This window comes from Bradyrhizobium macuxiense, from assembly GCF_001542415.1.
Lineage (GTDB): Bacteria > Pseudomonadota > Alphaproteobacteria > Rhizobiales > Xanthobacteraceae > Bradyrhizobium > Bradyrhizobium macuxiense.
This window is the reverse complement of the sequence record NZ_LNCU01000072.1, coordinates 54,366-79,815: the sequence shown is the minus strand read 5'-3', so window position 1 is coordinate 79,815 and position 25,450 is coordinate 54,366. Positions and strand designations below refer to the sequence as shown.

At 64.3% G+C, this 25,450-nt stretch carries 20 protein-coding genes and 3 pseudogenes; 9 read left to right on the top strand and 14 right to left on the bottom strand.

Annotated elements, in window-relative coordinates:
* Both AS156_RS44670 and AS156_RS42975 read right to left on the bottom strand, forming a co-directional pair.
* Positions 1-473, bottom strand: a pseudogene (locus AS156_RS44670) (caspase family protein); the annotation flags it as partial.
* Between the two features lie 24 nt (positions 474-497).
* Positions 498-668, bottom strand: a complete 171-nt coding sequence (locus AS156_RS42975; protein WP_160331125.1) for a hypothetical protein — start codon at positions 666-668, stop codon at positions 498-500.
* Positions 669-714: 46 nt separating this feature from the next.
* Between AS156_RS42975 and AS156_RS20535 the strand changes: the two genes are divergently transcribed.
* The 4 genes and pseudogenes from AS156_RS20535 (at position 715) to AS156_RS20520 (ending at position 5,557) form a co-directional block, all read left to right on the top strand.
* The gene (locus tag AS156_RS20535) at positions 715-1,704 is read left to right on the top strand and encodes a helix-turn-helix transcriptional regulator (RefSeq protein ID WP_066508043.1); all 990 of its coding nucleotides are present in this window, start codon (positions 715-717) and stop codon (positions 1,702-1,704) included.
* A gap of 231 nt (positions 1,705-1,935) precedes the next feature.
* Positions 1,936-2,151, top strand: a pseudogene (locus AS156_RS20530) (autotransporter outer membrane beta-barrel domain-containing protein); the annotation flags it as partial.
* A 567-nt stretch (positions 2,152-2,718) separates the two neighbouring features.
* Complete coding sequence (locus tag AS156_RS20525) at positions 2,719-4,167, top strand: DEAD/DEAH box helicase (RefSeq protein WP_066508041.1); 1,449 nt, start codon at positions 2,719-2,721, stop codon at positions 4,165-4,167.
* 322 nt (positions 4,168-4,489) lie between these two features.
* Positions 4,490-5,557 carry a GGDEF domain-containing protein gene (locus AS156_RS20520; RefSeq protein WP_066508038.1) on the top strand — a complete coding sequence of 356 codons (1,068 nt, stop codon included), beginning with the start codon at positions 4,490-4,492 and terminating at the stop codon, positions 5,555-5,557.
* A 153-nt stretch (positions 5,558-5,710) separates the two neighbouring features.
* On the opposite strand, the gene AS156_RS20515 is transcribed toward AS156_RS20520, so the two are convergent.
* The 8 genes from AS156_RS20515 to AS156_RS20480 all read right to left on the bottom strand — a co-directional run bounded on the left by AS156_RS20515 (position 5,711) and on the right by AS156_RS20480 (position 13,338).
* A complete protein-coding gene (locus AS156_RS20515) occupies positions 5,711-6,181 on the bottom strand; it encodes a TfoX/Sxy family protein (protein ID WP_066508334.1) in 471 nt (156 codons plus the stop codon).
* Positions 6,182-6,355: 174 nt separating this feature from the next.
* Positions 6,356-6,748, bottom strand: coding sequence for a HesB/IscA family protein (locus tag AS156_RS20510; RefSeq protein WP_066508036.1), 393 nt, complete (start codon positions 6,746-6,748; stop codon positions 6,356-6,358).
* Positions 6,749-6,823: 75 nt separating this feature from the next.
* Positions 6,824-7,195, bottom strand: a complete 372-nt coding sequence (locus tag AS156_RS20505; protein ID WP_066508034.1) for an SUF system Fe-S cluster assembly protein — start codon at positions 7,193-7,195, stop codon at positions 6,824-6,826.
* On the bottom strand, positions 7,192-8,439 hold the full coding sequence (locus AS156_RS20500; RefSeq protein ID WP_136626340.1) for a cysteine desulfurase: 1,248 nt from the start codon (positions 8,437-8,439) through the stop codon (positions 7,192-7,194). The genes AS156_RS20505 and AS156_RS20500 overlap by 4 nt, the downstream gene beginning before the upstream one ends.
* The gene (gene sufD / locus AS156_RS20495; protein WP_066508032.1) at positions 8,436-9,758 is read right to left on the bottom strand and encodes a Fe-S cluster assembly protein SufD; all 1,323 of its coding nucleotides are present in this window, start codon (positions 9,756-9,758) and stop codon (positions 8,436-8,438) included. The genes AS156_RS20500 and sufD overlap by 4 nt, the downstream gene beginning before the upstream one ends.
* Positions 9,759-9,775: 17 nt before the next feature.
* Positions 9,776-10,528 carry a Fe-S cluster assembly ATPase SufC gene (gene sufC / locus AS156_RS20490; protein WP_066508331.1) on the bottom strand — a complete coding sequence of 251 codons (753 nt, stop codon included), beginning with the start codon at positions 10,526-10,528 and terminating at the stop codon, positions 9,776-9,778.
* A 59-nt stretch (positions 10,529-10,587) separates the two neighbouring features.
* Positions 10,588-12,084 carry a Fe-S cluster assembly protein SufB gene (gene sufB, locus AS156_RS20485; RefSeq protein WP_066508028.1) on the bottom strand — a complete coding sequence of 499 codons (1,497 nt, stop codon included), beginning with the start codon at positions 12,082-12,084 and terminating at the stop codon, positions 10,588-10,590.
* A 114-nt stretch (positions 12,085-12,198) separates the two neighbouring features.
* The gene (locus tag AS156_RS20480; RefSeq protein WP_066508027.1) at positions 12,199-13,338 is read right to left on the bottom strand and encodes a cysteine desulfurase family protein; all 1,140 of its coding nucleotides are present in this window, start codon (positions 13,336-13,338) and stop codon (positions 12,199-12,201) included.
* Between the two features lie 325 nt (positions 13,339-13,663).
* Between AS156_RS20480 and AS156_RS20475 the strand changes: the two genes are divergently transcribed.
* Positions 13,664-14,311 (top strand): alpha/beta hydrolase, encoded by a 648-nt coding sequence (locus AS156_RS20475; RefSeq protein WP_066508026.1) that lies wholly within the window; start codon positions 13,664-13,666, stop codon positions 14,309-14,311.
* Positions 14,312-14,344: 33 nt separating this feature from the next.
* Here AS156_RS20475 and AS156_RS20470 read toward each other — a convergent pair.
* The 3 genes and pseudogenes from AS156_RS20470 to AS156_RS20460 form a co-directional block, all read right to left on the bottom strand.
* Positions 14,345-14,674, bottom strand: a pseudogene (locus AS156_RS20470) (DMT family transporter).
* 4 nt (positions 14,675-14,678) lie between these two features.
* Entirely contained in the window at positions 14,679-15,356 is a 678-nt protein-coding gene (locus AS156_RS20465) for a glutathione S-transferase family protein (RefSeq protein WP_066508024.1), read from the bottom strand.
* A gap of 83 nt (positions 15,357-15,439) precedes the next feature.
* Positions 15,440-16,543: an anhydro-N-acetylmuramic acid kinase gene (locus AS156_RS20460; protein ID WP_066508022.1), complete on the bottom strand. Its 1,104-nt coding sequence runs from the start codon at positions 16,541-16,543 to the stop codon at positions 15,440-15,442.
* 148 nt (positions 16,544-16,691) lie between these two features.
* Between AS156_RS20460 and tyrS the strand changes: the two genes are divergently transcribed.
* Together tyrS and AS156_RS20450 are read left to right on the top strand one after the other, a co-directional pair.
* Entirely contained in the window at positions 16,692-17,945 is a 1,254-nt protein-coding gene (tyrS, locus tag AS156_RS20455; protein ID WP_066508021.1) for a tyrosine--tRNA ligase, read from the top strand.
* Positions 17,946-18,001: 56 nt separating this feature from the next.
* Positions 18,002-19,249 carry an MFS transporter gene (locus AS156_RS20450; protein ID WP_066508019.1) on the top strand — a complete coding sequence of 416 codons (1,248 nt, stop codon included), beginning with the start codon at positions 18,002-18,004 and terminating at the stop codon, positions 19,247-19,249.
* 15 nt (positions 19,250-19,264) lie between these two features.
* Here AS156_RS20450 and AS156_RS20445 read toward each other — a convergent pair whose 3' ends face one another.
* Complete coding sequence (locus tag AS156_RS20445; RefSeq protein ID WP_066508018.1) at positions 19,265-22,969, bottom strand: YhdP family protein; 3,705 nt, start codon at positions 22,967-22,969, stop codon at positions 19,265-19,267.
* 216 nt (positions 22,970-23,185) lie between these two features.
* Between AS156_RS20445 and AS156_RS20440 the strand changes: the two genes are divergently transcribed.
* Positions 23,186-23,881, top strand: a complete 696-nt coding sequence (locus AS156_RS20440; protein WP_082747655.1) for a peroxiredoxin — start codon at positions 23,186-23,188, stop codon at positions 23,879-23,881.
* Between the two features lie 100 nt (positions 23,882-23,981).
* Entirely contained in the window at positions 23,982-25,346 is a 1,365-nt protein-coding gene (locus AS156_RS20435; protein WP_066508016.1) for a M23 family metallopeptidase, read from the top strand.
* The last annotated feature ends 104 nt before the right edge of the window (positions 25,347-25,450 follow it).

The following is a 25,450-nucleotide window of genomic DNA, read 5'->3' as shown; positions in this document are numbered from 1 at the left end:
CAGGCGTCGAACACCAGGATCGAGGTCCGCACTTTCTTGTTCTGCAGCCGCTCGACGATGCGATCGGCGAGCACCGAGGCGTCGCGCACCAGCTCTTCCTGGCCCTCGGTCGCGGCCGGCACATCGGTCGGCAGCAGGAAGTTCTGGCCCGCGATCTCGAAGCCGTGGCCGGCGTAAAAAAAGAAGGCGGTGTCGCCGGGCTCGACCGCGCGGTCGAACGCCAGAAGCGCCTCGGAGAACGCCTGGCGGTTCAGGTTCTCGGCCACCATGACATTGAAGCCGAGTTGCTTCAGCGTATCGCCCATGGTGCGGGCATCGTTGACCGCTGTCTGCAGCTTCGGCACGTTCTTGTAGTCGTTATTGCCGATCACGAGCGCGACGCGCTTCTCGGCATGGGCGGCGGACGCAGCCAACACAATGAACGCAACCGCGACCGCGGTTGCTGCGGATAGTCTCGAAAGCCAGCCCCTCATCCCGTGTCCCGCTTGCAGCGCAAGTCAGCGGCTCGGATGGCCGCCTGATAATAGTCGGATCAGCTGTTTGGCCGGTTCAACGACCGACCGCAATAGGCCCAGCCCGTTCTGACTGACGCCCCCCAAAAATGAGGCCGCGACGCCGACCAGCCGCCGGTAACGTTTCTTTTTCTCTTTTGCGTGATAAATTTCCATTCCCAATTGCTGATTTTATTGCCCCCTGACGGTCTCGGGCTCTCTCGTGTACACATGGTCTACCGATCAAGTCGATCCGCGCGATCGCTTCGACTATTGGCGTGAGGTCCGCGCCAAGGGACTGTTCGGCGTTACCGCCGAACTCGAGCCCGAGCAGCGCCAGAACTTCTTCGGCGCATTCTCGCTGCGCAAGCTTGGCAATGCCGGGCTGATCGAGCTTCGCGCCTCGCCCTATAGGGTCGAGCGACGCGCCGGCGATATTGCGAATGCGCGCAGCGACAGCCTCTGCATCTATCAGCAGCTCGGCGGCGGCGGATGGTTCAGCGGCGCGCGGCTCGCGGAATTTTCGGTCCGCAACGGCATGTTCGCGACCAGCCATGCGGACTTGCCCTATCGCACCGCTCCACTTGGCGCTGACGGCTTCCACCTCCGTATCATCAAGGTCCCGGTCGCGGACATTCCGCGCCCCAACGTGCGGCTGGACGAGTTCGTCCCCAAACCGGTGCAGGCTCAGGGTGCACTGCTGCCGCTGCTCGAATCGTGTTTTCAGGACCTCGTCGAGGGCAGCGATTCCGCCGTATCCTCCAGCTTGTCAGCGCTCACGCAGGCACTGGCGCATTTCGCGCTGATCGACCGCGGCGTGATGCGATCGACGAGCCGGCTGGCACGACAGGCGCTTCGGACCGGCCGCCTGTCGCTGGCCCGCCGCCTGATCGAGCGGCACCTGTCGCGCGCCGCGCTGTCGCCGACACTGGTTGCCGACATGCTCGGCATTTCGGTTCGGCATATGCACATCCTGTTCGAGACGACAGCGATGAGTTTCTCGCACACCGTCACCGCACTGCGGATCGAACGAAGCCGCCGCCTGCTTCGCGCGGCGCCCGAACAACCGATCGCCGAGGTCGCCTATGCCTGCGGCTTCGAGAGCCTCGCGACCTTCTATCGGGTCTTCAACGCTGCTGAGGGCATGACGCCCGGCGATTACCGGGCGGCCCGCCGGACCGAGGACAAGGCAACCTCACCCGCGGATCGGTGAGCCGTTCGCATAGGTTGCTGGAGCGTCCAGCAATCCTGCCCGCGCGCATGTGACCTGCTGCTCCGCTGCGCGACTGCGAAGCATCTCTGCTAATAAATCGAGTGCCTGCGCGCATTGAGAAGACACCCCGCGACCGCTGCTTCAAAGTTGGTCGACTGCGAAGACGTGGGGGAGCAGGCTCGTGTCGAAGACCGATGGCAGGCTGGGAAACTGGCGCGACGCAGCGCCCTCAATCCGGATCGCAGCATCGCCGCGACATTCCAGACCCTGCCGGGTGCGAGCTTCGTCGTGAGCGGTGCGGCGCAGGCCTCCGACTCCGCCCTGACGACAGCTTCCGCCGAACTGAAATGGACGAACGGCTGGTCGGCGATCGCAAGCTTCGAGGGCGAATTCTCCAACGTAACCCGCTCCTATGCCGGCAAGGGCGTGGTCCGCTATGCACGGTAGAGCCATCCCGACCCGTGGCGGGGCCATCGCATATGCCTGTCGGCCATGACGGCGTGGAAACGTCGGTTACAGAAGCATGCAAATGCCAAATGCACCCTGCGGCGAGCGTGCGTCTGCGTGATTTCGGAATATTAGAAGAGTATTCGTGAGTTGCCCGACGTGTCAACTGGCCTGGTCGAACGCCGGCCACCGCCGGCTACTTTGCATGGGGTTGTTTTCGATATTTTGGCAACGCACCTCCCCCAAAGGCGGCGCGGCGCCCGCCGGGGCCTCGTCGCCGGATCCGGGAGTGGCGATTCATTTGACCAAAAAATGACGGAAACGACGCTCTTTTTGCGAGAACATTAAGCTTTTTCGGCCATTTGGCCGGTTGCAAGATTGACTTTGCTGGTTTCGACCCTATGTTCCGGCTCAACGCAGCCTCGGATCGAAGCGCGATTCGTTGGGTTTGCCGCCCGTCAGCGTCAGCCAGAGCCCCCGAGCTTTTTTAAGAAGCGAGCCGTTTCGGGGCCAAACGCGACAGCCTTTTACCTTCGATTCCGAACGGCGGTATCGACCAGAGGCTCAATGTCCTTTTCCCATCTAGGCCTGTCCGACAAGGTCCTCGCCGCAGTTTCGGCCGCAGGTTACACCACCCCCACCCCCATCCAGGAACAGGCGATCCCCCACGTCCTTGCCCGCCGTGACGTTCTCGGCATCGCCCAGACGGGCACCGGCAAGACCGCCGCCTTCGTCCTCCCGATGCTCACGATCCTCGAAAAGGGCCGCGCCCGGGCACGGATGCCGCGCACCCTGATCCTCGAGCCGACCCGCGAGCTCGCCGCCCAGGTGAAGGAGAACTTCGACAAATACGGCGCCGGCCAGAAGCTCAACGTGGCGCTCCTGATCGGCGGCGTCTCGTTCGGCGACCAGGACTCCAAGCTGATGCGTGGCGTCGACGTCCTGATCGCAACGCCCGGCCGCCTGCTCGACCACACCGAACGCGGCGGCCTGCTGCTCACCGGCGTCGAGCTGCTGGTGATCGACGAAGCCGACCGGATGCTCGACATGGGCTTCATCCCTGACATCGAACGCATCTGCAAGCTCGTCCCCTTCACGCGGCAGACCCTGTTCTTCACCGCGACCATGCCGCCGGAAATCAGCCGCGTCACCGAGGCCTTCCTGCACAACCCGGCCAAGGTCGAAGTTTCGAAGCCCGCAACAACCGCGGTGACGGTGAGCCAGTCGCAGGTGCCGGCAGGCCGCGAGCCGCATGAGAAGCGCGAAATCCTCCGCCGCCTGCTGCGCGACGCCAAGGACCTCAACAACGCGATTATCTTCTGCAATCGCAAACGCGAAGTCGCTATTCTTCACAAGTCGCTTCAGAAGCACGGCTTCAGCGTCGGCGCCCTGCACGGCGATATGGATCAGACCGCGCGAATGGCCGCGCTCGATCAATTCCGCAAGGGCGAGTTGCCTCTGCTCGTTGCCTCTGACGTCGCCGCCCGCGGCCTCGATATCCCGGCCGTCAGCCACGTCTTCAATTTCGACGTGCCGCATCATCCCGATGACTACGTCCACCGCATCGGTCGCACCGGCCGCGCCGGACGGACCGGCACCGCGATCTCCATCGTCACCCCGCTCGACAGCAAGTCGATCGCCGCAATCGAGAAGCTGATCGGTCAACAGATCCCGCGCGCCGAGGGTGACTATACCGTTCACAGCGAAGCATCCGACGAGGCTGAAGCGCCGCGCAGGTCGCGCAGCAGCCGCGACGGTTCACGCGACAGTGCCCGCGGCGGTCGCAAGCCGCGCCGCGAACGCGAACCGCGTCAAGAACGACCGGAACGCCAAGAGCGCGAACCGCGTCATGGCGGCCGCGGCGGAGCCCCGCAGCAGCCGCAAACGGCAACGCAGCATGTCCCGTCGATCGGGCGCAGCGAGCCGCGACGCCCGCAGCGCGAGGTGGACCACGAGCCCGCTGATCATTCGCATCTGCCGGCCTTCCTGCTGCGCCCGGTGCGCGCACGCGTCTAAGGCTCACACTTTGGTCTGACCGGCTTCACATCGAAGCCGACAGCCTCGAGTGAGGCCTCGCTGACGGGAGGCCGAGATAGGCGCAATCCCAGCGTTTGAAACAAATGCGCGCAGATTCGCGCGATCATGCTTCACCAAACGAAAGCTTCCGAAAGTTGCGCGCGCCATCGACGGCGCGGCGCCAATTCTGCGGCAATCCAACGCGGTCTCCCGTAATTCTACTGTTTACCTTGCCTTCACTCTCGTCCCGTACCCTTGCCCCGATAGTTTAGTCATTGCTGCTGGAAGATTGCCGGCACTTCTCGTTATTGGGGACGTAACAGTGGTCAAACTGCTGGACGAACACGAACGTACATTGGCATTCGCCGAAGTCGCGCTTGGTCAGATCCGCTCCCTTCGCCAGACCGCTGTCCCCCGCAACTACGAAATCTGGTACGTCTACGCGACCGGATACAACGCGGCCCTCAACAAGATCATCAACGAGACGCTGGCGCGCAGCGGCAAGCTCAGCGAAGCCGATCTCGAGCAGATCTACGAAACCTATCTTTCGCACATCAAGACATCCGATCGCATCGACAAAGTCGGCGCGCGCGTCATCGGCGAGATCGACGACGTCATGAAGCTGATCACCGACGCGCTCGGTGTATCGTCGACCTATGACGCAAGCCTCATGAGCGCCAGCGACCGGCTTGCCACCGCCACGACCCGCGATCAGATCAAAGCCATCGCCGAAGGGCTGGTGAAGTCGACGCGCGAGATGCGCGAAACCAACATGGCCCTGGAAACGCGGCTCGCGCTGTCCAAGTCCGAGATCAGCAACCTGCAGCACAGCCTCGAAGCGATCCGTGCCGAGAGTCTGACTGATCCGCTCACGGGCCTCGGCAACCGGAAATATTTCGACCGGTCGATCGACATGGCAGTGCAGAGCGCGCTTGCCAGCGGCGAGCCGATGTCGCTCCTGATGTTCGACATCGATCACTTCAAGTCGTTCAATGACTCATACGGCCATCTCACCGGCGACCAGGTGCTGCGGCTGGTGGCGCAGTCGCTGAAGCAGACCATCAAGGGCCAGGACATCACCGCCCGCTACGGCGGCGAGGAATTCGCGGTGGTGCTGCCCAACACCGCACTGCGTCAGGCCCTGACGGTCGCCGACCACATCCGTCGCGCCGTGATGGCCAAGGAACTGAAGAAGAAGTCGACCGGCGAGATCCTCGGTCGCGTCACCATCTCGGTCGGCGTCTCCATGCTGAAGCCGGGCGACGACACCGATTCATTGATCGAGCGTGCCGACGCCTGTCTCTACGCGGCCAAGCGCGCCGGCCGCAACCGCGTGATCTGCGAAGCGGATCCGGAATACAGCGCCGAGACGCAAACCCGCGTGGCGTGATCTGGCCGCCTCATCGTGAGGCGATGGATCATACGCGCTGCTCCATCCACGTCATTGCGAGGAGCGACAGCGACGAAGCAATCCATGGGTCCGCATATGCGGTCGAATGGATTGCTTCGCTTCGCTCGCAATGACGTGGACAGATTCGGCCCCTCAGGACGAGGGCCGCTTCTTTCCCGCGCGCTTCTTCTTGGCCGACGGCCTGCTCGCGACCGTATTCTTCACGGCGGCCTTCTTACCTGTGGCTCTCTTTGCAACAGCCTTCTTCACCGGCGCCTTCGCCTTCCGCGATCTCGGCCGCTTGCGCAGCGCGGCGCGCTGGGCGGCGCCGAGTGCCGACCGGGCCCAAACCGCAAGCTCCTCGGAATCGTCGAACAGCCGTGCCGGCAACTGCCAGTACGAATTGACCAGGACCGTCCTTGACCGCGTGGTGTACTGGAACGGCTTCGATCCTTCCGCCTCGAATTGCGGAATGGTTTCGTCATCGGCGCGGAAGTAAAGCCCGGCCCGCAGCGCCAGCGCGAAATTGGTGCCGTCGGCCGAGATGCCGTAGCCGGAGAACATCCGGCGCAGCGTGACCGGGCCGAAATCTGCGAACAGGTCGATCAGGAATTCGCGGTCCATGTTACCGACGCCCTTGGCGCACAGCCCTATCCACGTCATTGCAAGCGAAGCGAAGCAATCCGTAGCACGCAAGCGCAAACATGGATTGCATCGTCGCTATCGCGACTCGCAATGACTGAAGAAAACAGCTCCCATAGCCGCAAGGGAAACGGCCGAGGCCTTCAGCGGCGGCTTCTAAACCGTGGCCGGCTTGAGCTGCACCGACTCGCCGCAGCCGCAGGCGGAGACCTGGTTCGGATTGTTGAACACGAACTGGGCCTGCATCTTGTCGGCCACGTAGTCCATCTCGGTCCCGAGCAGGAACAGCACGGCTTTCGGATCGACCAGGATCTTCACGCCCTTGTCCTCGACCACTTCGTCGGTCGGGCGAATCTCGTGGGCGTATTCGACGGTGTAGGACTGCCCGGCGCAGCCGCCGTTCTTGATGCCGACGCGCAGGCCGACGATCTCGGAATCAGCGCGCTTGGTCAGTTCGGTGATCCGTTCCGCGGCGGCATCGGTCAGTTTCATGACCTGCGGGCGCGGCCGCGGCTTCGGCTTGGCTGGGGTTGGTGAAGCTTGTGTCATGTCACTCATGTGGTCAGTCCCAGCGGCAAATCAATTGCCTATCTTGCTTGAGCCTAATCTCAATCCTCTAACGCATCACCACATGTTGAGGACGAGGCGTGCCTCGTCCGACATCCGGTCCGGGGTCCAGGCCGGATCCCACACCAGATTGACGCTGACGACGCCGACGCCGGGGACGCTTGCAACCGCGTTCTCCACCATCGTCGGCAACTCGCCGGCGGCCGGACAGTTCGGTGTGGTCAAGGTCATCACGATCTCGACGGAGCGATCGTCCTTGAGGTCGACCTTGTAGATCAGGCCGAGCTCGTAGATGTCGGCCGGGATTTCCGGATCGAACACCGTCTTCAGCGCGGCGACGATCTCGCCGCTCAGACGCTCGGTCTCCTCCACGGGCAGCGCGGAGGTGGTTTCCATGGTGGCAGTCTTGACTTCGGCCGTGTCGGTCATGCGAACAATTCCCGCGCCTTGATCAGCGCCTGAGCCAGATGGTCGACTTCTTCCCGTGTATTATACATCCCGAACGACGCACGGCAGGTGGCCGTGACGTTGAACCGCTCTAAAAGCGGCATCACGCAATGGGTGCCGGCCCGCACCGCAACGCCCTGCCGGTCAATCACGGTCGCCACGTCATGGGCATGTGCGCCCTTCATCTCGAAGGAGATGATGGGACCCTTGTTGCGGGCCGTGCCGATCAGGCGCAGCGAATTGATCTCGCGCAGGCGTTCCTGCGCGTAGGTGAGCAGGTCGTGCTCATGCGCAGCGATGCGCTCCTTGCCGATCGAATTGACGTAGTCGATCGCGGCACCGAGCCCGATCGCCTCGACGATCGGCGGGGTGCCGGCCTCGAACTTGTGCGGCGGATCACCGTAGGTGACCCAGTCCTTGGCGACTTCGCGGATCATCTCGCCGCCGCCGTTGAACGGCCGCATCGCAACCAGATGCTCGTGCTTGGCGTACAGCGCGCCGATGCCCGTCGGTCCGTAGACCTTGTGACCGGTAAAGGCATAGAAATCGCAGTCGAGGTCCTGCACGTCGACCGGAAGATGCACCGCGCCCTGGGCGCCGTCCACCAGCACCGGAATGCCGCGGGCATGGGCGATCCTGATGACGTCCTTGACCGGAACCATCGTGCCGAGGGCGTTCGACATCTGGGTGATCGCAACGATCTTGGTACGCGGCGTCAGGAGCTTCTCGAACTCCTCGATCAGGAAATTGCCCTCGTCGTCGACCGGCGCCCACTTGATCACGGCGCCCTGGCGTTCCCGCAGGAAATGCCACGGCACGATGTTGGAGTGGTGCTCCATGATCGAGACGACGATCTCGTCGCCTTCACCGATATTCGGCCCGCCCCAGGACGACGCCACCAAATTGATCGCCTCGGTGACGTTGCGGGTGAAGACGATCTCGTCGTTGCGGCGCGCGTTGATGAACTGCGCGACCTTGCCGCGGGCGCCCTCATAGGCCTCCGTCGCGGCATTGGCGAGGTAATGCAGGCCGCGATGCACGTTGGCGTATTCGCTTTTATAGGCCTCGGTCATGCGGTCGAGCACCGCATTCGGCTTCTGCGCCGAGGCAGCGTTGTCGAGATAGACCAGCGGCTTGCCATAGACCTGCATGGCCAGCGCCGGAAAATCCTGCCGCACGCGGGCGACGTCGTAAGCGCCATTGGCTACAGCCGGATGCATGCTCACGCCCTCGCTTCGAGCCAACGCTGAGCCGTTGAGATCGCAACCTCGCGCAGATCATCGTTGACAATCGTCTCGATCGCCTCGCCGACGAAGGCCTGGATCAGAAGCGCCTGCGCCTCCTTCTCCGGCAGCCCGCGGGCGCGCATGTAGAACAGGAGGCTCTCGTCGAGCGCACCGGTGGTCGCACCGTGACCGCAGGTGACATCGTCGGCGAAGATCTCGAGCTCCGGCTTGTTATCAGCCTCGGCTTCGTCGGACAGCAGCAGCGCGCGGGTCATCATCTTGGCGTCGGTCTTTTGCGCGTCCGGACGGACGATGATGCGGCCCTGGAACACCGAATGCGCTCGACCGTCGACGACGGCGCGGAAGATTTCGCGGCTCGTGCAGTCAGGCACCGCGTGGTCCATGAACAGCGTGGTGTCGGCGTGCTGGGTACCCTTGATCAGGTTGACGCCGTTGGTCTCGACCTTCGAGCCCTCGCCGGCAAACGCCACCGTGAGCTGGTAGCGGCTGACATGGCCGCCTGTGGTCATCCCGAACGTATTCAAATGCGCATGCGCGCCGAGCGACACGGTCGCCGAAGAGATGTTGAAGGCATCCACGGTGTCTTCGACGAGGCGGACGTGATCGAGACGCGCATTGTCGCCGATCGCAACGACCAGCGCGTCGTGCGCCTGGTAGGCCTTGACGCCGTCGGCGGCGAGATAGCTCTCCACCAGCGTCGCACCCACATCGCGGCCGAGCCGGAGCAGCGAGCGCGTAAACATCGCGGCCGGGGTCGTGCCCGAGGCCACGTGGACGATCTGCAGCGGCCGGGACAGCACGGTGCCGTCGGCGATCTCGACGACGACGCCGTCGGTTGCCATCGCGCCGTTCAGCGCGATCATCGGATTGGAATTGTCTGATGCGAAGGCCTGCGCCGAGAGCGCCCCGTCGCCTGTCTCCAGCACCTCGCTCAACGCGCGGATGCTGAGCCCTTTCTCGAGCTTGCCCAGATCGGAGAGCGCAGGCGCGAACGTGCCATCGACCAGCACCAGGCGGCGGACGCCGTCGATCGCACGCGATTTTGCCGCGGCGGCGGCACGCTTCAGCGCGGCGGCGTCCGGCGCCGGCGCAAGCGGCAGCACTTCGCGCATCAGCGCGCGAAGGTCAGTGTATTTCCAGTCTTCGATCCGGCGATGCGGCAGGCCCAGGCGCTCATAGGCGTCGAACGCCTGGCGCCGCTGATCTGATATCTTGCCCTTGCCCGGCAGACGGTCGCAGACGAGGGCGAAAGTATCGCCCAGCGCGCGCCCGGTCTCGGTCTTTGCAACAACGTTCATTTTACTACCCGTACCTGTCAGGCGGCATCCTCGAACTGCGTGTAACCGGACTCTTCCAGCTCCAGCGCCAGCTCCTTGCCGCCGCTCTTGACGACCCGGCCCTTCGACATCACGTGCACGTAGTCCGGCACAATGTAGTTGAGCAGCCGCTGATAGTGGGTGATCACGACCATCGCCCGCTCCGGCGAACGCAGCGCGTTGACGCCGTCGGCTGCGATCCGCAATGCGTCGATGTCGAGACCGGAATCCATCTCGTCGAGGATGCAGACAGCCGGCTCGAACAGCGCCATCTGCAGGATTTCGTTGCGCTTCTTCTCACCGCCGGAAAAGCCGACATTGACGCCGCGCTTCAGCATGTCCTGCGGGACGTTGAGCGACTTGGCGACCTCGCGGACCTTCTTGAGGAACGCCGGCGACGACATCTCGTCCTCGCCGCGCGCCTTGCGCTGGGCGTTGAGCGCCGCATGCAGGAAGTTCCAGGTGGTGACGCCGGGAATCTCGACCGGATACTGGAACGCCAGGAACACGCCCTTCGCGGCGCGCTCGTTCGGCTCCATCTCGAGCAGGTCCTCGCCCCGGAACAGGATCTGCCCGCCGGTGACTTCATAGCCCGGCTTGCCCGCGATGACGTGGGAAAGCGTCGACTTGCCGGAGCCGTTCGGCCCCATGATCGCGTGCACCTCGCCCGGATTCACCGTGAGCGACAGCCCGTGGAGAATCTCACGCTCCTCGACACGAACCTTCAGATCTTTGACTTCAAGCAATGACATCACATTTTTCCTGAGGAACATCCCGGGGCGCGTCGTTCGCAACCACCGGCGGGATGGATTTAGCCAACCGAACCTTCGAGGCTGATCGAGATCAGCTTCTGCGCTTCCACCGCGAACTCCATCGGCAGTTGCTGCAGGACGTCCTTCACGAAGCCGTTGACCACGAGGCCGACAGCCTCCTCCTGCGAGAGCCCGCGCTGGATGCAATAGAACAGCACGTCCTCGGAAATCTTCGAGGTCGTCGCCTCATGCTCGAACGTCGCGGAGGAATTCTTGGCTTCGACGTAAGGCACGGTGTGCGCGCCGCACTTGTCGCCGATCAGAAGCGAGTCGCAGGCGGTGTAGTTGCGGGCGCCGGTCGCCTTGCGATGGGCGCTGACGAGGCCGCGATAAGTGTTCTGCGATTTGCCGGCGGCGATGCCCTTTGAGATGATCCGGCTCGACGTGTTCTTGCCGAGATGAAGCATCTTGGTGCCCGAGTCGACCTGCTGGAAGCCGTTCGAGATCGCGATCGAGTAAAACTCGCCGCTCGAATTGTCGCCGCGCAGGATGCAGCTCGGATATTTCCAGGTGATCGCCGAACCGGTTTCGACCTGAGTCCAGGAGATCTTGGAATGCTTGCCGCGGCAGTCGCCACGCTTGGTGACGAAATTGTAGATGCCGCCCTTGCCCTCGGAATTGCCCGGGTACCAGTTCTGCACCGTCGAATACTTGATCTCGGCGTCGTCGAGCGCGACGAGCTCGACCACGGCGGCGTGCAGCTGGTTCTCATCGCGCTGTGGCGCGGTGCAGCCTTCGAGATACGAGACGTACGAGCCCTTGTCGGCGATGATCAGCGTGCGCTCGAACTGGCCGGTGTTGCGCTCATTGATGCGGAAATAGGTCGACAGCTCCATCGGGCAGCGCACGCCGGGCGGCACGTAAACGAACGAGCCATCGGAGAATACCGCCGAGTTCAGCGTCGCAAAGAAATTGTCAGAGGTCGGCACCACGCTGCCGAGATATTTCCGCACGAGTTCGGGATGCTCGCGGATCGCCTCCGAGATCGGCATGAAGATCACGCCGGCCGCCTTCAGCTCCTTCTGGAAGGTGGTCGCAACCGAAACCGAATCGAACACGGCATCCACCGCGATCTTGCGATTCGCTGACGGCTCTCCGCCGGGCGGCGGCTCAACGCCTTCCAGGATCGCGACCTCGCGCAGGGGAATGCCGAGCTTCTCGTAGGTCTTGAGAATTTCCGGATCGATCTCGTCGATCGACGACAGCGTCTTCTTCGGCTTCGGCGCCGCGTAATAGTAGATGTCCTGGTAGTCGATCTTCGGATAGTCGACGCGGGCCCAGGTCGGCTCGGTCATGGTCAGCCAGCGGCGATATGCCTCCAGACGCCATTCCAGCATCCAGGCCGGTTCGTTCTTCTTCGCGGAGATGAAGCGGACGGTGTCTTCCGACAGCCCCTTCGGGGCCTTGTCGGACTCGATCAGCGTCTCAAACCCATATCGATACTGGTCGACGTCGATGCGCCGGACGCGCTCGACCGTCTCTTGTACAGCAGCCATTCAATCCTCCGCTCGCGGTTTCAAGGACCGCGGTGGATCTCAGTTCCGAAAGTCTCTTACGATGTATTAGGGACGAAATCACTCGCTTAGAACTATTCAAGCTGTGTTTCGTCGCTACCCCTTAACTAGGGTATCGGCGAGCTTTCGCCAAGCCTTGAGCGCCAAATCCACGTCTGTCTCTGATGTAGACCAGCCCAGACTGAGCCGCACCGCTCCTTGCATGAACTCATGGCGGTATCCCATTGCCTCCAACACGTAAGACGGCTGGACCTTCCCGGACGAGCAGGCGGAACCCGAGGAAACCGCCACGCCCGCGAGATCGAACGCGATGACCGCGGTCTCCGCTCTCATGCCCATTGCCGTGAAAAGAACGGTATTGGGCAACCTCTTTACGTCGTCGGAGAAGATCACCACCCCCGGCGTCTGCCGCAGCCCGTGCTCAAGCCGTTCGCGCAGCCCCCTCAGCCGCACGGCATCCGCCTTCAGCGCCGCCATCGCCACTCTGGCAGCCGCGCCGAAGCCGGAAATGCCCGCAACGTTCTCCGTCCCTGCCCGGCGTCCCAATTCCTGCCCGCCGCCGCGCAGCAGCGCCTCCAAGCCTTCCACGCCCTCGGCAAGCACCAGCGCCCCGACGCCCTTCGGTCCGCCGATCTTGTGCGCCGAGAGCGACAGCAGATCGGCCTGCGTTGACGCCAGGTCGAACGGGATCTTGCCGAACGCCTGGACGGCGTCGACATGCAGCAGGCCACCGGCGCGACGCACGATCTCGGCGACATCAGCGACGGGCTGAATCGCACCGGTCTCATTGTTCGCCAGCATCACCGACACCAGCGCGGGCGGCCCCGCACTGACGAGATTGCGCAGCTGGTCGAGATCGACGATGCCGGCGCGCGTGACGCCGATCGTCCCGATCGCATCAGGCGCGAACCGCCCGCCGGCGAGGACGGAGGCGTGCTCGACAGCCGACACAAGCAGCCGCGTCACCGGCGCGCCCGCGCCGCGCCGAAGTCCCGGCGTCAGCGCCAGCGCGTTGGCTTCGGTCCCGCCGGATGAAAAGACGACGTCCTGCGCCCGGGCCCCGACGGCCTTTGCCACCACGGCGCGAGCGTCCTCGACAAGGCGCCGCGCCTTGCGGCCTTCGCTGTGCACCGATGACGGGTTGCCGCTCAGCTCCCACGCCGCGGCCATCGCCGCCTTCGCCTCGGGGCGAAGTGGCGTCGTGGCATTCCAGTCGAGATAAGCGCGCTCGAACATCGCTTACAATATTACCTTTCGCACGACATGGCGTTCTCAGTGAGTCGCTGCTCGCTTCCATCGTCTTATCCCAAGTGGGGATCACGGCGTCGCGTACAATCGCCATCAGAACGCTTGGGCCGGACGGGATGCTCAAGATGCTTGCTTTTTGCCCCACGCCTCATGCTAGAAGCGGGCCTCAAAAGTTAACCGGGCGCCGTCCGCGCCAACGCCAGCGACGCCGATCACCCTGTCGATGACCCCTTCGTCTGGCAGGAGCCGATGAAGTCAGCCCACATTCGGTTGATGCACATGGATCAACCGAGGGATCAATCAAGAGATCAAGATGCCTGAAGTCATTTTCACCGGCCCTGCTGGCCGCCTCGAAGGTCGTTACCATCCGGCCAAGCAGAAGAACGCGCCGATTGCGATGATCCTGCATCCGCATCCGCAGTTCCACGGCACGATGAATCACCAGATCGTCTACCAGTGCTACTACGCGTTCGCGCATCGTGGCTTCTCGGTGCTGCGCTTCAACTTCCGCGGCGTCGGCCGCAGCCAGGGCTCATTCGATCACGGCACCGGCGAATTGTCGGATGCGGCGAGCGCGCTCGACTGGGCGCAGGCGATCAATCCGGAAGCGCGCGCCTGCTGGGTCGCGGGCTTCTCGTTCGGCGCCTGGATCGGCATGCAGCTCCTGATGCGCCGTCCGGAGGTCGAAGGCTTCATCTCGATCGCGCCGCCGGCCAACCTCTACGACTTCTCGTTCCTGGCGCCCTGCCCATCCTCGGGCCTGATCGTGCACGGCGACAAGGATGCCGTCGTGCCTCCCAAGGACGTCAACACCCTGGTCGAGAAATTGAAGACGCAGAAGGGCATCGTGATCGATCAGCAGATCATCCCCGGCGCCAACCATTTCTTCGACGGCAAGCTCGAGCCGCTGATGGAGACGGTGACCGGCTATCTCGACATGCGTCTCGCCAACGTGCGCTGATGCAGACAGCGGCCGTCGCGCACGCGGCGGCCCTCATTCGGGCGCGAGCTTCAGCGCCGCGATCCCGGCCATGACAAGCGCGATGCCCGTGACCTTCACGGGATTAAGCGATTCCCCGAACAACAGCACGCCCATGCTCAGCGTGCCGACGGCGCCGATGCCGGTCCACACCGTGTAGGCGACGCCCACTCCGAGCACCTGCAGCGCCCGCCCGAGCAGGAACACGAACGCCGCAAGTAAGGCCAGCGATACGAGGCTTCAGCCGAGCCGCGTATAGCCTTCGGCGTATTTCATCGAGATCGCCCAGCCGACATCCAGCAGCCCTGCGGCGATCAGTGCGATCCACGCGACCGGCTGTGACATCGCGTCAGGCGGCGAGCTTCAGCATGTGGGCGTTATGGCGGACCAGGAACGCACGCAGCAGGTTCGGATAATCGGGCGAAACCGCGCTCCGCACGCTCGGCCGCTGCGCCAGCGCAGCACGCCACGCCCGCACCTTCGGTGTATCGGCGAAGACAGCGAGATCGGTCAGTTCGTCGAACAGGTCGAAATAGCGGAAGACCGGTGCGAACACCGCGTCCACCAGACTGAAACTCTCGCCGGCGAAGAACGGACCTCCCTCAAGCGCCGCCTCGACGCGCGCGAACTTCGCAGCAACCGCTTGACGCTTGCTCTCGAACGTCGCGCCATCGGTGGTGGTCTCGAGGCCCCAGAGATCGCCGAGGATCGCCGAGCCGAACTCCATCCAGGCGCGATGCTGGGCGCGCGCAAGCGGATCCTGCGGATGCAGCTTCGCGCCTGGCTGCGTCTCCTCGATGTATTCGCAGATCACGTTGCTCTCGAACAGCGCGACCTCCTTGCCGTCGTCGCCGGTCACGACCAGCACCGGCACCTTGCCGAGCGGCGAGATCTTCAGGAACCAGTCTGGCTTGTTGGCGAGATCGATGTCGATCCGCTCGAACGGCACGCCCTTCTCGGTGAGCGCGATCACCGCGCGTTGCACATAGGGGCAGAGCTTGTGGCTGATCAGCTTCAGGGCGGCCATAGGCGAACCTCGCGATTAATGCAGATGCATCTAATTACATGCAACTGCATTAAATCGTCAAGGTCGATGCATCTGCATCCAAATCACGGCCGGGCGATGATACCCCCGGTCATCGGGATCGGGACCCCCGTGGTCGTGGGATAGCTCAGCGGCAGGCCTTTCAGGCCGCGGGCGGCGAGGAAGCCGAAAGCCTGGGCTTCGATCGCATCGGCGGCCCAGCCGAGGGTTTGGGCTGCCTCGACGGTCGCCGGCGCCAACCGCTCGCGCAGCATGCGCAGCATCGTCAAGTTGGAGGCGCCGCCGCCCGAGACGATCCAGCTCTTCGGCGGCTTCGGCAGCAGCGGCACAACGCGCGCGATCGCGGCGGCGGTGAAGGCGGTCAGCGTCGCCGCGCCGTCGGCTGGCGCCATGGCGCCGAGCCTTAGCTGGGCGAAGTCGTTGCGGTCGAGCGATTTCGGCGGCGGCAATGCGAAGAACGGCAGCGTCAGGGCCTGTGCGATCCAGGCCTCGTCCGGCTTGCCTTGAGCGGCGAACCGGCCCTCAGTGTCGAACGGCTGATGCATCTCGCGGTACATGAAGTCGTCGAGCAGCGCATTGCCGGGGCCGGTGTCACAGGCGATCAGCGTGTCGGTGCCGTCGATATAGGTGATGTTGGACACGCCGCCAATATTGACCACGACCAACGGTCCTTCGCGGTTCAGCGATTGGGCCAGCGCGCGGTGATAGACCGGCACGAACGGCGCGCCCTGCCCCCCGGCCTCGACGTCGGCAGCGCGGAAGTCATGCATCACCGGGATGTGGATCGCCTTGGCGAGCGCCAGGCCATCGCCGATCTGGACGGTCAGCTTGCGCTCGGGACGGTGCAGCACGGTCTGGCCATGGAACCCGACGATATCGATGTCCTGGCATGAAATCCGATTCTGCGCGGTGAAGGTCGCGACCGCCTCGGCATGGGCGCGCGTGACGGCTTGCTCGGCCTCGCGCAGAACCCCCGGCCGGGCGTCGCGCTGGGGCAGATGAACGGCTTCCATCAGCGCCTGCCGCAGCAGGCTGCGTTCGCCGTCGGTATAGCGTCGGTAGCCTGAGGGTCCGAAAGCCTTGATCTGGCGACCGTCGGTCTCGATTAATGCCACATCAACCCCGTCGAGCGAGGTACCGCTCATGAGACCGAGTGCCGTCAGCATCATCTTGGTCGCGCCCCAGCCGGAACCCGGCTTGTCTCAAACAAGTACATCCTATAATGCCACAGCGCATCCGCCTGCGGCAGCTTGTGCACCAAGGTTCCGCAAATTGATGCAAAAACAGTAAAACTCGAATGCTCTGAGTCGCCGACAAATGACTGCATTTAAATCGGATTTCCTGAACACTTTACAGGAACGCGGCTTCGTTCACCAATGCTCCGATTTCGAGGGCCTGGACGCGCTGGCTGCGAAGGGCCAGGCGACCGCCTATGTCGGCTATGACTGCACGGCGCCGTCGCTGCATATCGGCAACTTCCTCACCATGATGATGCTGTACTGGCTGCAGCAGAGCGGCAACAAGCCGGTCACCCTGATGGGCGGCGGCACCACGATGGTCGGCGACCCCTCCGGCAAGGACGAGACGCGGGCGATGCGCACTGTCGCGGAGATCGAGGCCAACAAGGCGTCGATCCGCGGCGTGTTCGCCAAGGTGCTGCGCTATGGCGACGGGCAATCCGACGCCATCATGCTCGACAATGCCGAGTGGCTCACCAAGCTGAACTGGATCGAGATGCTGCGCGACATCGGCCGCCACTTCTCGGTCAACCGCATGCTGACCATGGACTCGGTGCGGCTCCGGCTCGAGCGCGAGCAGGAGATGAGCTTCATCGAGTTCAACTACATGGTCTGCCAGGCCTACGACTTCGTCGAGCTGTCGCGCCGCGTCGGCTGCCGGCTGCAGATGGGCGGCTCCGACCAGTGGGGCAACATCGTCAACGGCGTCGATCTCGGCCGCCGCATGGGCACGCCGCAACTGTTCGCGCTGACCACGCCGCTGCTCACCACCGCCTCCGGCGACAAGATGGGCAAGACCGCCAAGGGTGCAGTGTGGCTGAACGCCGACCAGTTCTCGCCTTATGACTTCTGGCAATACTGGCGCAATGTCGAGGACGCCGACGTCATCAAGTTCCTCAAGCTGTTCACAATCCTGCCGATGAGCGAGATCAACAAGCTTGCGGCGCTTGGCGGCAGCGAGATCAACGAGGCCAAGAAGGTGCTGGCGACCGAAGCGACCGCCCTGCTCCACGGCCGCGACGCCGCCGTTGAGGCCGCCGAGACCGCGCGGCGCACCTTCGAGGAAGGCGCGCTCGCCGAGACGCTGCCGACGATCGGAATTCCGCGCGGCGAGTTTGACGCCGGCGTCGGTGTTCTCTCGGCCTTCGTGAAGGCCGAGCTTGTCGCGTCGAACGGCGAAGCGCGGCGTCAGATCAAGGGTGGCGGACTGCGCGTCAACGACGTCGCCGTCACCGACGAGAAGATGCTGCTGACGAATGCCAGCCTCACGCCGGAAGGCGTCGTCAAGCTTTCGCTCGGCAAGAAACGGCACGTCCTGCTCAAGCCTGCATAGGCGCATTCGCATTTGTCGGTTGTAGGGAGCGGCGAAAGCGCGCTCCCTGCTTTCACATGGACCAGACGACGCCCCCGAACGACGCGCTTGCAACGCCGCTGAAACAGTCACGCATCGCGCTGAACGTGCTGGCGCTCTGCTTCGTATTCTCCGTGCTCGGCCGCGGCCTGAGCGACAGCTTCACCGTGTTCCTGAAGCCAATCTCGGAAAACTTCGGCTGGGATCGCGCGCAGGTCGTCTCGGTTTACTCGTTGACCTGGCTCGCCAGCGGCCTGACCGCGCCGCTGGTCGGACGCCTGTTCGACCGCGCGGGCCCGCGTGCCGTTTATTCGCTTGGGTTCCTGCTGCTCGGCTGCGCGTTCCTCGTTGCGGCGCATGCGCAAACCCTCTGGCAATTCCGGCTCAGCGTCGGCCTCTGCGTCGGTTTCGGCACCGCGCTGATCGGCAATGTATCGAACTCGATCCTGCTAGGCCGCTGGTTCGGGCCGCGGCTTCCGACAGCGATGGCCGTGATGTATTCGGCAATGGGCGCCGGCCTGCTCGTGCTGCTCCCGCTCTCGCAGGTCCTGATCGACCGGATCGGCTGGCGCAACGCCTATCATGTGTTCGGCATATCGGCGCTTTGCCTGCTCGTACCACTATTGCTGCTGCCGTGGAGGCGCCTCGCGCGCGGCTCGCCGCACGTCGTCCGGAAAGCGGGACCAGGCTTGGTGGACGAGGGCTGGACCTTGCTCAGCGCGATGCGCCACCACGCCTTCTGGGCGCTGTTCTCGACCTTCTTCTTCACGGCGGTCGCGATGTACGCGCTCACAGCGCAAATCGTCGCCTACCTGATCGATGTGGGCTTCCAGCCGCTGCAGGCGGCAACCGCCTGGGGGTTTTCCGGCGTCGCGCTGTTCGTCGGCATGCTCGGCGTATCGACGCTCGACGGCATCATCGGCCGCCGTCCGAGCGTCCTGTTCAGCTACGGCGTCTCGATTATCGGCATTATCCTGCTCTGGCTGCTGCAATGGTATCCGAACTACTGGCTGCTGATCGGCTTCGTGGTCTTCTTCGGCAGCATGATCGGCTCGCGCGGTCCCCTGATCACCGCGACCGCACTGAAGATCTTCCGCGGCGAACGCGTCGGCACGATCTACGGCACGATCATGATCGGCAGCGGCCTCGGCTCGGGGCTCGGCTCATGGAGCGGCGGCCTGATCCATGACTGGACCCACAGCTACAACCCGCTGATCGTCTTCGCGCTGATCAACGTGGTGCTGGGCATGATCCCATTCCTGGTGGTGCCGGCGCTGCGGCGCTGAGCTGAGCATCCTACGCTAATTATTCGTCGGCGGCAGATCGTTCGCGTTATACGGCTTGAACTCGAAGATCTTGCGGCTCAGTCCGGGCGCCAGCGCCGAGATCGGATTGACACGTAACACCGGTTGGCTCGGCGTACCGACGACCTCATAGGTGACGCCGATCAGGCCTTCATCGCTGCCGGCGCCGAGGAAAATTCCGAAGAACGGGATCTGGCCGAACATGTTGTTCAGCCCGTACATCGGGATGAAGGTGCCGTTCATCCGCACCTGGTTGCCTATATAATCGATGCTGCCTTCGATGGTCGCGCCAATGCTCGGTCCCTTGACGACGCCGTTGCGGATCGAGAGCTGGCCGGCTTGCCGCGTGAACTCGGCGCGCAGCGCGGAAAAAGCGATTCCGTTCTGGGTGCTGACGGGGCCGCCCGCAACGGCGCGGTCGAGCTGGGCTTCGCCCTTCACCGCGAAGTCGCGGATGTTGATCAGGCCTTCCTTGGGGCCAGCATCTGGCGTCGGCGGCTCCATCGCGAGCGTGAGCTGGCCGCCCATCACCTTCGAATAGGTGTCGATAAAGCGCAAGAAGGCGCCGGCGTCGCTGGTCTGCAGGTAGATGACCTCGCGGCCCTGCTGACGCCCGCGCATGTCGACGTTGACAGGCGTGTCGCGCCCGACCTTGCCGCTCAGCGTGAATGTCTTGATGAAGCCGTTGCGCCGCGACATCTTGGCGTCGACGCTGCGCACCGCCTCGCCGTTGAAGCCCGCCACCGCGCCGAGCTTCACGTCGAAGTCGAAATCGATGTTCCTGGCCTTGTTCTTGGCATCGGGGTCGCGGCCGGAGATCGCTGACTTCAGGAAGCCTCGCCCGTCGAAGACATCGCCGCGCATCGTCACCTTCAGCACGCCGTCTTGCGTCCGATCAGCCCTGAGCGACGTCTTGTCGCCTTCAGAAGGCGCGTAGGTCGGGAAGTTCGCATTCATGAGGTCGCCGTTCTGGTCGACCTCGAGCGCGCCCTTGATCGAGACGCCGCTGCCTTCGATCACGATATCCTCGAACCGCGTCGACTGCCCCTTCGGCACCACGTTGAAGGTCGCTTTGCCCGCCCTGCCCGACGCTTTGACCCAGCCCGGCAGGACGTTGTCGAGCTTCAGCTGGGTCAGGTCGGCCTCGATGCCCATCTTGGTGTTGCTGTCGCCACTGCCGATCTTGCCGGTCAGCTTGATCGGGATCGCACCCGAGACCGCTGCGCCGAGATCGAGCCCAAGCCGCGCGCGGCCGGCGTCATCCAGCGTCGCCTGCAGCTTGACGTCGGCATCGCCCTCGGCCGGCTTGCGATAGTCGAGCGAGGCCGCCTGCCCGTTGATTTTGACGTCGCCCTTGACCTGGAAGCCGGCGTTGCTGGCAACGATCTTGAGCGCGTTGGCCTCGAGCTTCTGGTTCATCACCAGCTTGTCGACCGCAACGCCGGTGACATCGGCGCTGACGGAATAGACCGTATCAGCCTTGGTCAGCTCTCCCTTCACGGGCATGGCGAGGTTGATTGTCGCCGTGACGTTGCCCTTGCTGGCGTTGGGATCGATCGGCGGGCCGGAGAGATCGCTGAGCCGATCAGAGGCGAGGATTTCGGCCGCGGCCGGCACCGGGCAATCGACCCTGAACTTGACCTTCGACGGCGACGGCTTCGGCGCCATGTCGGGCACCTCGAAGGTGAAGTCCGACAGCGTGATCTTGCGGCCGGCCGGCGTGTCGGCGATGCCCTGGCCGATCCACACGGTCGCGGTGCGGCCGGTCACCTTGGCCTTCAGGTCCGCATCGTGCACCGAGGGCATTCCGTCGACCGGGTGTACCGCTACTCCGGATGCGACGATGTTGACCGAGAGGCCGTCATCCGGGATCGGCGGCCCCTTGCGCGACAGATTGTGCACCGGAGAGTTGACGCCGACATCGATGCGCTGGAGCGTGCCGCGCTCGATGCGCTCGATCACCCATTGGCGCACCTCGGGCACGATGATGGTCGGCCATACCCGCTTCAAGGCGGTTGCCGACATCGGCGTGCCGGCGAAACCGAGTTGCAGCCGCGGCTCGCCGGAATAGTCGATGCTGCCGGTACCGGCGACGCCGATCTCGCCGTTGGAAATATCGGCCTGGGTCAACAGCACGCGCTTCTTCTCGGTGTCGAACCGGAAGCCGATGTTGATGCGATTGAAGATCAGCGGCGGCTCGCTGGGATCGATACCGGCCAGCACGATGGTGCCGCCCGACAGGCCCGCCTGCCAGTCGGTGACGTTGTCGTTCGGCGGCTCGAGGTGGCCGAGCAACGTGATCCGGTTGGCGCCCGAGACGATCTTGATCGGCGCCAGCAGCACACGCCGTCCGGAATCCCACTCGACGCTCATTTCGGCCGAGTCGATTCCCATCGGATAGTCGGGCGTGTCGGTATCGATGATGTGGCCCGCCCCCGTCGTGATCTTGCCGCCGAAATAGGTCGGCAGGCCATCCCGGCCGAGTTCCCCCTTCAGGTCGCCTGAGATCGGCAGGTCGGACGTATAGGTCATATCCTTGGTCCTGAGTGCCAGCAGGAGATCGGCGGCCGAGACCTTGTCGGCCTTGATGGCGACCGAGCGCACGCCATCGACCTGCGGCCCGACCGCCACATGCACCGACCAGGGCTTGGCGCCCTCTTCGCCGAAGCTCAGCGCCACACCGCCCTTGCTCGGGCGCCGCAGGCTCAGGCTGATATTCTCGAAGGACCATTTGTTGCCGCGCTGCTGATCGTCGACGACGAGATTGCCGTTCTTCAGGCCGATCTCGTTAAGGTTCTGGCCGTCGAGGCCGGTCAGGCTGAGGCTGTCGAGCCAGTCGAGGCCCGCGAGCAGGCCGCTCTGCGCGGAAGACGGGGCATCGGAGGCAGCTGGCGCAGCGCTGTTATCGGACGCTGCCGGCGGCGGTGCCACAGGCCCCTGTCCCGGACGCGGGAACGTCGGTGGGATTCCCGCTTCCTTCTTGGACGCGACGCCGGTCGCGAGCGGTTTCGCCGTGTCGCCAGCGGACACCGTCACATATCCGTCCGGCGTGATGCGCACCGACAGTTCGGCGTCGACCAGATTGAGGCTTTCCGCGCGCAACTGGCCGAGCAGCAGCGCCGTTCCCGACAACCGCACCTCGGCCTTCGGCGCGCTCGCGACGATCGCATGGTCGCGGTCGCGGACGATGATGTCGCGGATGCGCACCGCGATCCTGACGCGACCGGCGCGCTCGATCTGCGTTCCGCCGACCTCGACGGTGTTGCCGTGGCCGATATTCTCCTCGATCGCAGCGGCTAGCCACGGCGTCGCCATGTCGAGATTGATCGGTCCTGCGCCGAGCCGCCACCACAGCGCGCCGAAGCAGGTCGCGAAAATCACCACGAGCACGCCGAGCACGAGCCCGATGCGCCGCAGCCAGCGCTCGCCGTTCAGCCAGCGCTGCATGCCTGTGCAGAAGTCGGTGAAGCGATGCAGATTGGTATTGGAACGCGCCAGCAATTGCCGCGCACGGTGACCCGCCGCCTCATCCTGCTCGTCCCACGCGTCGTGCTCTTCCCATTGCGAGAATTCAGCCCCTGCGCGCGGATTTGACCCCTGCGGCGACGTATTCCTTGCCATTGCCTCTCGGTGCTGGCGGTGACGTTGATCGCCGTCAACGGGGCGCCCGCCAATTGATATCGAGCGCTCCTGTGCCGGCATCGCGGCCTATCCTCGACTGATAATGGTACTCGCTGATGGACCCAAGAACCCAATCAAAAGCCGTTTCAGCGAGCGAACGGATAAAGCGTCGAATTCCTTGTAACCATACTCCGAGGCCATCAAACTTCCCCAGCGACGGCTGCGAATCCGGTCGCTGCGGATGAGATCCGCAATACCCCAATGGTTGAGCCGCGGAAAGCGACGAAAGGAAGGCGTATGTCCAAGAAAACGCGCAAGAAATCCTCCAACCCAACCGGAAAGCGGGCGGCAACGAAGGTTGCCCGCGCCGCGCGTACAAGTACGGGGACGTCTGCTGCGAAAACCCGCACGGCGGTTGCGAAGACAAAGGCCAAGAGCGCCGCTGCGGTTCGTAGCGAAGCCTCGCACAAAGCCGACTCGAAACCGTTAAAGTCGAAGCCGGTGGCCGCCGCGACAAAATCGCCCGCCGGAGCGCTGGCCGAGGGCGCTCGGGCGCCGGCCTTCAACCTGCCGCGCGATGGTGGCGGCAGCGTCTCGCTGAAAGATTTCGCCGGCAGGAAGCTGGTGCTGTTCTTCTACCCCCGTGCCGACACCCCCGGCTGCACCCGGGAGGCGATTGACTTCACCCGGCTGAGCGGCGCGTTCGCGGACGCCGGCACCGTGGTGCTCGGCATTTCCGGCGACACGGTCAAGGCCCAGGAGTCATTTCGAAACAAACACCAACTGTCGGTTCCGCTGATCTCCGACGAACAGCATCAGATGCTGGAGGCCTATGGCGCCTGGGGCGAAAAATCCATGTATGGCAGGACCTTCATGGGAGTTATTCGCACAACGGTTCTGGTTGATACGAGCGGAAAAGTCGCCCGGATCTGGCGCCATGTGAAGGTCGACGGCCACGCCGATGCGGTGCTGGAGGCCGCCCGTTCACTGTGATCGCCGGCGTTCCGTTTCCCGAAAATTAACCATAGAAGGCTCAAATCGGCCCCGCAAACTAGCCGTACGGAACTAGGTCCGACCGGCCGCGGGAGTACCGATGTCAAGCCGGTCCGGTCACCATCACGAACATCAGAGGCACCATCATCGCCAGGACCACGGCCGGGCGTCGGCGCGCCGCCCGGCGGCGCATGCCACGTCGGCAGCGGCGACCGCGGTTGCCTCGGGTGACGGATACGCCATTGTGCACGCCGGCAAGCAGGTCCGTTTCGGCCCCGTCGTGTTCTGGATCATCGTCGGCACCATCGTCCTACTCGGCATGTGGTCGGCAGCGACAGCCACCTATTTCGCCTTCCGCGACGACGTCCTGACCCGGCTGATCGCGCGCCAGGCCGAGATGCAATACGCCTACGAGGACCGCATCGCCGAGTTGCGCGCCAAGGTCGACCGCACCACCAGCCGGCAGATGCTCGACCAGGAGCAGTTCGACCAGAAGCTCGACCAGATCATGCGCCGCCAGCGCACGCTCGAATCACGTGCCACCGCGCTCGGCACGATCCCCGATCTCGGCAGCACAGGATCGATCAAGCCGCAAGGCCGCGGCGACGCGACACCCTCCTCCGGCTCACTCAAGCCTTCCCCGATCAGCGACACCGTGACCTTCGTGGCGCCGCCCGATCGCGAGGCGCGGCTGGAATCGCGCGCGCCGCTGGTTGCCAAGGCGCAGCCGAGCCAGTTCGCCAAGGCGCAAGGGCTCGACAACGAGATCGTCCGCCTGCAGACCTCGCTCGACCAGGTCGAGCGGCGCCAGATGGCGGCGCTGTCCTCGGTCGAGGAAGGTATCGATTCGAAGGTGCGCCGGATGCGCGGCGTGATCAGCGATCTCGGCCTCAACACGGCGCAGCTCGAGGCGGCGACGCCGCGCGGCGGCATGGGCGGCCCGTTCGTGCCGGTCAAGCTCGCGCCCGACGCCGGCCCGTTCGAGCGCCAGATCTACCGCATCAACATCAACCGCGCGCAGATGCAGCGGCTGAACCAGACCTTGGCGCAGGTGCCCTATCGCAAGCCCGTGGTCGGCGAGGTCGAGTTCACCAGCGGCTTCGGCGTCCGCTCCGATCCGTTCCTCGGCCGCCCGGCGATGCACACCGGCCTCGACTTCCGCGCCTCCACCGGCGATCCCGTGCGCGTCACCGCCAACGGCAAGGTGGTGTCGGCGGGCTGGGCCGGCGGTTACGGCCGCATGGTCGAGGTCGACCACGGCAATGGCCTCTCGACCCGCTACGGCCACCTCTCGGAGATCAAGGTCAAGGTCGGCGAATACGTGAAGATCGGCCAGGTGATCGGCGAAGTCGGCTCGACCGGCCGCTCCACCGGCCCGCATCTGCACTACGAAACCCGCATCGACGGCGAAGCGGTCGACCCGCAGCGGTTCCTGCGCGCCGGCGTGCGGCTCAGCGCTGGCTGATATCCCACACCCCTACACGGCAATCATCTGCTCACGGCGCAAGCGGCTTCCGCCTGCGCCGTTGTCGTTCGTGGATCAGCGCCGGCCGCCGCCGCCCATGCCGC

Bases quoted from the DNA above. Each gene is read 5' to 3' on its own strand.
- AS156_RS20525 (WP_066508041.1), top strand. From the start codon at position 2,719: ATGTCCTTTTCCCATCTAGGCCTGTCCGACAAGGTCCTCGCCGCAGTT.
- AS156_RS20515 (WP_066508334.1), bottom strand. From the start codon at position 6,181: ATGGACCGCGAATTCCTGATCGACCTGTTCGCAGATTTCGGCCCGGTC.
- tyrS (WP_066508021.1), top strand. From the start codon at position 16,692: ATGACTGCATTTAAATCGGATTTCCTGAACACTTTACAGGAACGCGGC.
- AS156_RS20445 (WP_066508018.1), bottom strand. From the start codon at position 22,969: ATGCCGGCACAGGAGCGCTCGATATCAATTGGCGGGCGCCCCGTTGAC.
- AS156_RS20460 (WP_066508022.1), bottom strand. From the start codon at position 16,543: ATGATGCTGACGGCACTCGGTCTCATGAGCGGTACCTCGCTCGACGGG.
- AS156_RS20465 (WP_066508024.1), bottom strand. From the start codon at position 15,356: ATGGCCGCCCTGAAGCTGATCAGCCACAAGCTCTGCCCCTATGTGCAA.
- AS156_RS20440 (WP_082747655.1), top strand. From the start codon at position 23,186: ATGTCCAAGAAAACGCGCAAGAAATCCTCCAACCCAACCGGAAAGCGG.
- AS156_RS20435 (WP_066508016.1), top strand. From the start codon at position 23,982: ATGTCAAGCCGGTCCGGTCACCATCACGAACATCAGAGGCACCATCAT.
- sufB (WP_066508028.1), bottom strand. From the start codon at position 12,084: ATGGCTGCTGTACAAGAGACGGTCGAGCGCGTCCGGCGCATCGACGTC.
- AS156_RS20475 (WP_066508026.1), top strand. From the start codon at position 13,664: ATGCCTGAAGTCATTTTCACCGGCCCTGCTGGCCGCCTCGAAGGTCGT.
- sufC (WP_066508331.1), bottom strand. From the start codon at position 10,528: ATGTCATTGCTTGAAGTCAAAGATCTGAAGGTTCGTGTCGAGGAGCGT.
- AS156_RS20505 (WP_066508034.1), bottom strand. From the start codon at position 7,195: ATGACCGACACGGCCGAAGTCAAGACTGCCACCATGGAAACCACCTCC.
- sufD (WP_066508032.1), bottom strand. From the start codon at position 9,758: ATGAACGTTGTTGCAAAGACCGAGACCGGGCGCGCGCTGGGCGATACT.
- AS156_RS20450 (WP_066508019.1), top strand. From the start codon at position 18,002: ATGGACCAGACGACGCCCCCGAACGACGCGCTTGCAACGCCGCTGAAA.
- AS156_RS42975 (WP_160331125.1), bottom strand. From the start codon at position 668: ATGGAAATTTATCACGCAAAAGAGAAAAAGAAACGTTACCGGCGGCTG.
- AS156_RS20480 (WP_066508027.1), bottom strand. From the start codon at position 13,338: ATGTTCGAGCGCGCTTATCTCGACTGGAATGCCACGACGCCACTTCGC.
- AS156_RS20510 (WP_066508036.1), bottom strand. From the start codon at position 6,748: ATGACACAAGCTTCACCAACCCCAGCCAAGCCGAAGCCGCGGCCGCGC.